At 71.3% G+C, this 7,376-nt stretch carries 7 protein-coding genes; 5 read left to right on the top strand and 2 right to left on the bottom strand.

Annotation, left to right across the window (positions count from 1 at the left end):
- The first annotated feature begins 206 nt into the window (after positions 1 to 206).
- Both GXW71_RS30515 and GXW71_RS30510 read left to right on the top strand, forming a co-directional pair.
- Positions 207 to 1,046: an NAD-dependent epimerase/dehydratase family protein gene (locus GXW71_RS30515; RefSeq protein WP_211856648.1), complete on the top strand. Its 840-nt coding sequence runs from the start codon at positions 207 to 209 to the stop codon at positions 1,044 to 1,046.
- The gene (locus tag GXW71_RS30510; RefSeq protein ID WP_211856646.1) at positions 1,039 to 1,875 is read left to right on the top strand and encodes an aldose epimerase family protein; all 837 of its coding nucleotides are present in this window, start codon (positions 1,039 to 1,041) and stop codon (positions 1,873 to 1,875) included. Before GXW71_RS30515 ends, GXW71_RS30510 begins: the two co-directional genes overlap by 8 nt.
- 63 nt (positions 1,876 to 1,938) lie before the next feature.
- On the opposite strand, the gene GXW71_RS30505 is transcribed toward GXW71_RS30510, so the two are convergent.
- Positions 1,939 to 2,754, bottom strand: coding sequence for an alpha/beta fold hydrolase (locus tag GXW71_RS30505; protein ID WP_367617402.1), 816 nt, complete (start codon positions 2,752 to 2,754; stop codon positions 1,939 to 1,941).
- Positions 2,755 to 3,098: 344 nt separating this feature from the next.
- On the opposite strand from GXW71_RS30505, the gene GXW71_RS30500 reads away from it, so the two are divergent.
- On the top strand, positions 3,099 to 3,563 hold the full coding sequence (locus tag GXW71_RS30500) for a MarR family winged helix-turn-helix transcriptional regulator (RefSeq protein WP_211856644.1): 465 nt from the start codon (positions 3,099 to 3,101) through the stop codon (positions 3,561 to 3,563).
- A 97-nt stretch (positions 3,564 to 3,660) separates the two neighbouring features.
- Here GXW71_RS30500 and GXW71_RS30495 read toward each other — a convergent pair whose 3' ends face one another.
- Complete coding sequence (locus tag GXW71_RS30495; protein WP_211856642.1) at positions 3,661 to 4,437, bottom strand: SDR family NAD(P)-dependent oxidoreductase; 777 nt, start codon at positions 4,435 to 4,437, stop codon at positions 3,661 to 3,663.
- A gap of 118 nt (positions 4,438 to 4,555) precedes the next feature.
- Between GXW71_RS30495 and GXW71_RS30490 the strand changes: the two genes are divergently transcribed.
- Positions 4,556 to 5,713 carry an FAD-dependent oxidoreductase gene (locus GXW71_RS30490; protein WP_211856640.1) on the top strand — a complete coding sequence of 386 codons (1,158 nt, stop codon included), beginning with the start codon at positions 4,556 to 4,558 and terminating at the stop codon, positions 5,711 to 5,713.
- Positions 5,710 to 7,323, top strand: coding sequence for an acyl-CoA dehydrogenase family protein (locus GXW71_RS30485; RefSeq protein WP_211856638.1), 1,614 nt, complete (start codon positions 5,710 to 5,712; stop codon positions 7,321 to 7,323). Before GXW71_RS30490 ends, GXW71_RS30485 begins: the two co-directional genes overlap by 4 nt.
- The last annotated feature ends 53 nt before the right edge of the window (positions 7,324 to 7,376 follow it).

The raw sequence follows: 7,376 nt of genomic DNA, 5'->3' as shown, positions 1-7,376 counted from the left end.
CCGCGGCTGCGGCGCGTCCGGCCCCGGCAGCCACCCAGCGACGCCCGGCGGGCCGCAGCGCGGCCACGCAGCAGCGGTCGCGCACGCCGCCGCGGCAGACACCGCGTCGTGACGGGACCGAGGCACAGCAGCCGGCGCGATAGCCGAGGCTTTCCCGACTGGCCGCCGGCCGCCATGCTGGCCCGACACAGAGGGAGAACGACGTCATGACAGCACCCGACAAACCGGTTCTGCTCACCGGCGCTTCCGGCAATCTCGGCCGCATGCTGGCGCGCGAGCTGGGCGCCCAGGGCTGGGTGCTGCGGCTGACCGACATCGCCCTCTTTCCCGATCCGCTGCCGCCGGGCGCGGTCTTCGTGCAATCGGACCTCGATGACGGCCTCGCGCTCGTGCGCCAGGCGGAAGGCGTCGGCACCATCCTGCACTTCGGCGGCGTCAGCGTGGAGCGCCCCTTCGAGGAGGTGCTGGGCCCCAATCTGCGCGGCCTCTACCATGTCTATGAGGCGGCGCGGCGCGAGGCCGCGCGGGTGGTCTTCGCCAGCTCCAACCACAGCATCGGCTTCCATGAGCGGCCGCAAGGCAATCAGCCGAAGCTCGACGCCGACTGCCATTTCCGCCCCGACGGCTATTACGGGCTGTCCAAGGCGTATGGCGAGCTGATGGGGCGCCTCTACTGGGACAAGCACGGCGTCGAGAACGTCAATCTCCGCATCGGCTCCTGCTTCCCGAAGCCGCTCGACAACCGCGCGCTCTCGACCTGGCTCTCCTATGCCGACCTGGCGCGGCTGGTCGCGCGCTGCACGCTGGCGGAGCGCGTCGGGCATGCGGTGATCTGGGGCTGCTCCCGCAATCCGCAGAGCTTCTGGGGGCACGACCACCGCGACCGCATCGGCTGGCAGCCGGAGGACACGGCCGAGGATTGCCGCGCGGCGGTCGAGGGCATCCGCGCCGACCCGGTCACCGAGCGCTACCAGGGCGGCGGCTTCACCGCGATGGAGTATTCGCGCGCCACGCCAGCCCCGCGGGATCACTTCTCCCTTGAGTGACGCGCTGCGGCTGGCCGGAGCGGACTGGGAAGCGCTGCTGCTGCCGCGGCAAGGCGCTGCGCTGGCACGGCTGACCCATCGCGGCATCGACCTGCTGGCGCCGTTGCCGGAAGGCGCCGATCCCAATGCGACACGGGCCGGGGCCTTCTGGATGATCCCCTGGGGGAACCGGCTGGATGGCGGGGCGCTCGGCGCGCTGCATCGCTTCCCGGTCAACCGGCCGGCGGAGAACACCGCGATCCATGGCCTGTCACGCGACCTGCCCTGGCAGACGCAGGTGACCGCGGATGGCGCCCTGCTCACCCAGCTTGTGGCCGTCGGGCCCTATGCCTATGCGGCCAGGATCGCCTTGAGCCTCTCCGCCGCCGGCTTCGGCATCGAGGCGGTGGTCGAGAACAGCGGCGCCGCGCCGATGCCCTTCGGCCTCGGCTGGCATCCCTGGTTCGCGCGGCGCCCGGGGCAACGCCTGCGCGTCGCGGCGAGGCACCGGCTGCTGAGCGACGAACGGCTGCTGCCGCGGGAGGCGCTGCCGGACCCCGGGCTCGACGCAGCATGCGCAACGCTGATCGGCACCGACGCGCATTTCGCGGGCTGGGACGGGCTGGCGCTGCTGGAGGATCCGGTGCTGCGGCTGACGCTCCGGGCCAGCGGTGCCTGGGCGACCAACCTGCAGGTCTTCCTGCCGGCGGAGGCCGAAGCGGTCTGCATCGAGCCGATGAGCCATATCCCCGACGCCCCGAACCAGCCGGTGCTGGCGCGGCTCGGGGCGCTGGCCATGCTGGCGCCGGGCGCGGCTCTGGCGGCCGCGGCCCGGCTGGAGATTGGCTAGAGCATTTTCCGTTCGCTTCGGCTCACTTCAAATGCTCCAGCCCATTGTTTCCGGTGATCTGCTCTAGCCCCGCAGGAAGGCAAGCATGTCGTCGTTGAGCCGCTGCTTGTGGGTGTCGGCAAGGCCGTGCGGCGCGCCGGCATAGACCTTCAGCGTGGCATGCGGCACCAGCCGGGCGGAGGCGCGGCCGGCGGCGTCGATCGGCACGATCTGGTCGTCATCGCCGTGCACGATCAGCGTCGGCTTGTCGAACTTCTTCAGATCCTCCGTGAAGTCGGTCTCGGAGAAGGCCTTGATGCTGTCATAGGCGTTCTTGTGGCCGGCCATCATGCCCTGGAGCCAGAAGCTGTCGATCATGCCCTGGGAGACCTGGGCGCCCGGCCGGTTGAAGCCGAAGAAGGGGCCGGAGGCGATGTCGCGGTAGAGCTTGGAGCGATCGGCGATGCTGCCGGCGCGGAGGCCGTCGAAGACCTCGATCGGCAGGCCGCCCGGGTTGGCGGCAGTCTTCAGCATCAGCGGCGGCACCGCGGAGATCAGGCCGAGCTTCGCGACCCGGCGCGTCCCATGGCGGCCGACATAGCGGGCGATCTCGCCGCCGCCGGTCGAAAAGCCGAACAGCGCGACGTTGCGCAGATCCAGCGCCTCGATGAGCTGCGCCAGGTCGTCGGCGTAGTGATCCATGTCGTTGCCGTCCCAGGGCTGGCTGGAACGGCCATGGCCGCGGCGGTCATGGGCGATGACGCGGAAGCCGTTATTGGCCAGGTGGAAGGCCTGGGCTTCCCAGCTATCCGCGTTCAGCGGCCAGCCATGGCTCAGCACGACCGGCTGGCCGCGCCCCCAATCCTTGTAATGGATCTCGACGCCGTCGCGCGTGGTGATGCTGCTGACGCCGCGGCGGACGGGCGGACGGGCCGCCGGCCTTGCGGCGGATTGCGCCGCGGCATCCGCGGCCGGCAGGGCCGCCGCCCCGGCGATGCCGGTGCCGGCGATCAGAAGGCCCCGGCGGGAGGCGGGGCGGTCTTCGGTCTGCGGGATGCTGTCGGTCACGGCCTTGATCCTTCCAGGCTGGAATATCGCTCACGATTTCATCGTGTACGATCTAATTACGCTGACCCCCTTCTGCCGTCAAGCGCTTGCGATTTGATCGCGCACGATTTATCTGAACATCATAATCCAGGCGCGTCCCACGCTGCTGCGCGGCGCCCGGACCCAGGAGGGCTGCCATGACGAAGCGTGCCCAGAACGCCGACGCCGATATCGGACTGAACGACATGCTGTGCTTCGCGGTCTATTCCGCGAACCACGCCTTCAACCGCGTCTATCGGCCATTGCTCAACGAGCTCGGCCTCACCTATCCGCAGTATCTCGTCATGGTCCTGCTGTGGGAGGCGGATGGCCAACGCGTCGGCGATCTCGGTGCCCGGCTGTCGCTCGAATCCAACACGCTGACCCCGCTGCTGAAGCGGCTCGAGGCGCTCGGCCATATCGGACGCGTGCGGGATGCCGCCGATGAGCGGCAGGTCCGGGTGACGCTGACGCCCCAGGGCGCGGCGCTGCGCGAGAAGGCGCGGGACATCCCGCGCTGCATCCTGGAGGCGTCCGGCCTGACGCTCGACGACCTCGTGCGGCTGAAGACGGAGATCGCCAGCGTCCGGGACGCGCTGGAGCGGCACGCCTCCGCCCAGTGACTGAGGCGGAATCGCCGAAAAGCCTGAATCGCGCGATCCAGCAAAGGCCGGGAGCGTGCTGCGTGGGCGCTTGCGGGCGCATCATGCTCGTAGGCGTTCAGGCGATGCTGTCGACCACGCCGCCATCGACCCGGAGCGCGGCGCCGGTGGTCGCGGATGCCTGGGGCGAGGCCGTGTAGACAACGAGGTTCGCGACCTCCTCCACCGTCGCGGCGCGCTGGATGATCGAGCTCGGCCGGTGCGCCTTGACGAATTCGACGCCGAGCTCCGCCGGCTTCCGGCCCTCGGCGATCTCCTTGGTGAAGAAGGCTTCGAAGCCGTCGGATATGGTCGGACCGGGCAGCACCGCGTTGACGGTGACGCCGGTGCCGGCGGCGCGCTTGGCGAAGCCGCGGGAGACCGCCAGCAGGGCGGTCTTGGTGACGCCATAGGGGACCATGTCCACGGGAATATTGAGCCCCGATTCCGAGGACAGGAAGATCGCCCTGCCCCAGCCGCGCGACAGCATTCCGGGCAGCCAGGCCCGGGTCAGCCGGACCGCGGACATGACGTTCACCTGGAACATCATCTCCCAATGGGCGTCGTCGAGTTCGAGGACATCGCCCATCGGAAAGATGCCGGCGTTGTTGACCAGGATGTCGACGGCAGGCTCCGCCGCGACCAACGCGGCACAGCCTGCCGCGGTGCCGAGATCGGCCGCGTGCCCGCGCGCGCCGCGGCCGATCGCGGCCACCACCGCATCGACCTCCGCCTGGCGCCGGCCGGTGACGACGACGGTGGCACCGGCCTCGGCCAGCCCCTTGGCGATGGCGCGGCCGATGCCCTTGGTCGAGCCGGTCACGATGGCGGTCCTGCCGGTGAGATCGATCTTCATGGAAAAAGCTCCTTGCCCGGCGCCTGACATGGCGCCCGGCGGCGAAACTGGGAGGGGCTGGAATCCGCCCGCGGACGCATCTCTGGCGCCGGCCACCGAACCCCATTACCTCAGGGGCATGGGCGAGACACGACAGGCGCTGGTGCTCGGCGCCGGCATCATGGGGCTTTCCGCGGCCTGGGGGCTGGCAGGCCGGGGCTATGCCGTGACCGTGCTGGACCAGGATCCCGTGCCGAACCCGCGCGGCGCCTCCCACGACCATCACCGGCTGATCCGCCATGCCTATGGGGCCGAGGCGGGCTACATGCGCATGGTCGACCAGGCCTATGCCGCCTGGGATCGGCTGTGGCGGGAGATCGGCGAGGTGCTCTACCTGCCGACGGGGGTGCTGGCTTTGGCGGATGCGCCGGGCGGCTGGCTGGCGGCGAGCCGGGCGACGCTGCTCGCCGGCGGCCATGCGCCCGAGGCGCTCGGCGAGGCGGAGATCGCGGCACGCTTCCCCATGCTGGATGCGGCGGGAATCGCGGACGCCTTCCACATGCCGGCCGGCGGCGTGCTGCTGGCCGATCGCATCCTGGCGGGACTCGCGCGGCTGCTGACGGCGCGCGGGGTCCGTATCCTGCGCAGCCGCGCGGCCGCCCTCGATGCCGAACGCGGCTGCCTGCGCCTGGAAGACGGCAGCGAACGCCAGGCCGACCTGCTGGTGGTGGCGGCCGGGCCCTGGGCGCCGCGGCTGGTGCCCGGGCTCGCCGCCCGGGTCGTCCCCTCGCGCCAGGTGCTGGTGCTGCTGGAGCCGCCGCCGGAGCACCGCGCCACCTGGGCGGCCGCGCCGATGCTGCTCGACCTCGCCGAGGATGGCGGCTTCTACGCCGTGCCGCCCGTCGCGGGCACGCCGCTCAAGATCGGCGACCATCGCTTCTCCCGCCGCGGCGACGCCGAGGATGACCGCGATGCGACGCCGGCCGAGGCCCGGGAGATCCTGGATTTCGCGCGGCACCGCATCCGCGACCTCGACACCTATCGCGTGGTCGGCGCGCGGGCCTGCTACTACGACGTCACGGCCGATGAAGGCTTCGTGGTGGAAACGCCATCGCCGCGCTGCTTCGTGATGTCCGGCTTCTCCGGCCATGGCTTCAAATTCGGCCCCTTGCTCGGGCTGGCGCTGGCGCGCGCGGCAGGCGATGCCGCCCTCACCCGCGCCCTGCCCACCTGGGCCGCTGGCCGAGCCCTGCCCCCGCCATCCCTCCTGCCTGATCTGACGCGAGGCGCCGCATGACGACCACCGCCGCCACCGACATCACCTTCGGCCTGACCCGCCTCACGGATCTGCCGGGCATCACCGCCGCGGGGGCAGCGCCACTCTCAGCCGAGGACATCGCGCAGATCGTGGCCGAAGCCGACCGCTTCTGCCGCGCGGCGATCCTGCCGGGCAGCCGGGCGGCGGACCGCGAAGGCGCGCAGTATGCGAACGGCGTGGTGACCACGCCGAAGCACTACCCCGCACTCTACCGGCAATGGATGGAAGGCGGCTGGCAGGGGCTGTCGGCGCCGGCCGCGCATGGCGGCCAGGGCCTGCCGAACAGCCTCTGGTTCGCGGTGCTGGAATTCGCGCTGGCCGCCGACACCGCCTTCGCGCTCGGGCCGATGCTGACGGCGGGCGCGATCGAGTGCCTGGACCACCATGGCAGCACCGAACAGAAGGCGCGGCTGCTGCCGAAGATGATCGCGGGCGAATGGACCGGCGCGATGTGCCTGACCGAGCCGCAATCGGGCTCCGACCTCGGCACCATCCGCACCCGGGCGGAGCCGCTGGGCGACGGGCGCTACGCCCTGCACGGGCAGAAGATCTTCATAAGCTGGGGCGATCACGACTGCACCGAGGACATCGTCTACCTGGTGCTGGCGCGGCTGCCGGATGCACCGGCGGGATCGCGCGGCATCAGCCTCTTCGTTGCGCGCAAGCTGCGCGAGGATGGCAGCCGCAACGCGCTGCGCTGCGGCGGCATCGAGCACAAAATGGGCATTCACGCCTCCCCCACCTGCGTGATGCTGTTCGAGGGCGCGGAGGCGGAGCTGGTGGGCGAGCCGCATCGCGGCCTCGCTGCCATGTTCGCGATGATGAACAACGAGCGCCTGGCGGTCGCGGTGCAGGGCGTGGCGCACGGCGCGCGTGCGCTGGAGCTGGCGGAAGCCTATGCGGCGCAGCGCGAGCAGGGTGGGCGGGTGATCGCGCAGCACCCGGATGTCGCGCGCATGCTGACCGAGATGCGCGCGACCACCCTCGCCGCGCGGCTGATCGTGCTGGAGGCGGCGGCGGCAGGCGATCGCTTCCGCCTGACCGGGGACGCGGTGGCCGAGGCGCGGCTCGCGCTGCTGACGCCGATCGCCAAGGCCTGGTGCACGGAGCGCGGCGTCGAGACCGCGTCGCTCGGCGTGCAGGTGCATGGCGGCATGGGCTTCATCGAGGAGGCGGGCGCGGCGCAGGTGCTGCGCGATGCGCGCATCGCACCGATCTACGAGGGCACCAACGGCATCCAGGCGATCGATCTGGTGGCGCGCAAGCTCGGGCGGGACCAGGGTGCGGCGATGCGCGCGCTGCTGGCGGAAGCGCTCGCCCAGGCGCCGGAGCTGCGGATACCGCTGGCGCGGCTCGGCGCGGTGACGATGCAGGTGCTGGAAGCCCAGGCGGAAAATCCCGATACGGCGCAATCCGTCGCCTTCGCTTATCTGGAGGCAGCGGGCTGGGTGCTGGGCGCCTGGCTGCTGGCGCGCGCCGCGGCCGCCGATCCCAAGGCCTATGGTGCGCTGTCGGATTTCTACCGCAAGCGCCTGTTGCCGCGCGCCGCGGCGCGCTGCAGCGAGATCGAGTCGGTGCTGGCCGACTGAGACCCCGGCGGCCACGGGGAAGGCGCCGCCATCACCAGGACGGGTGGCGGCGG

Origin of the sequence: Plastoroseomonas hellenica, assembly GCF_018129085.1 — a bacterium.
In the GTDB taxonomy this organism is placed as follows: Bacteria; Pseudomonadota; Alphaproteobacteria; order Acetobacterales; family Acetobacteraceae; genus Plastoroseomonas; species Plastoroseomonas hellenica.
Note: the sequence above shows the minus strand (reverse complement) of the source record. Positions and strands in the feature narration are given on the sequence as shown.

Coding starts and splice junctions, on each gene's coding strand:
- GXW71_RS30490 (WP_211856640.1), top strand. CDS start 4,556: ATGGGCGAGACACGACAGGCGCTGGTGCTCGGCGCCGGCATCATGGGG.
- GXW71_RS30500 (WP_211856644.1), top strand. CDS start 3,099: ATGACGAAGCGTGCCCAGAACGCCGACGCCGATATCGGACTGAACGAC.
- GXW71_RS30485 (WP_211856638.1), top strand. CDS start 5,710: ATGACGACCACCGCCGCCACCGACATCACCTTCGGCCTGACCCGCCTC.
- GXW71_RS30495 (WP_211856642.1), bottom strand. CDS start 4,437: ATGAAGATCGATCTCACCGGCAGGACCGCCATCGTGACCGGCTCGACC.
- GXW71_RS30515 (WP_211856648.1), top strand. CDS start 207: ATGACAGCACCCGACAAACCGGTTCTGCTCACCGGCGCTTCCGGCAAT.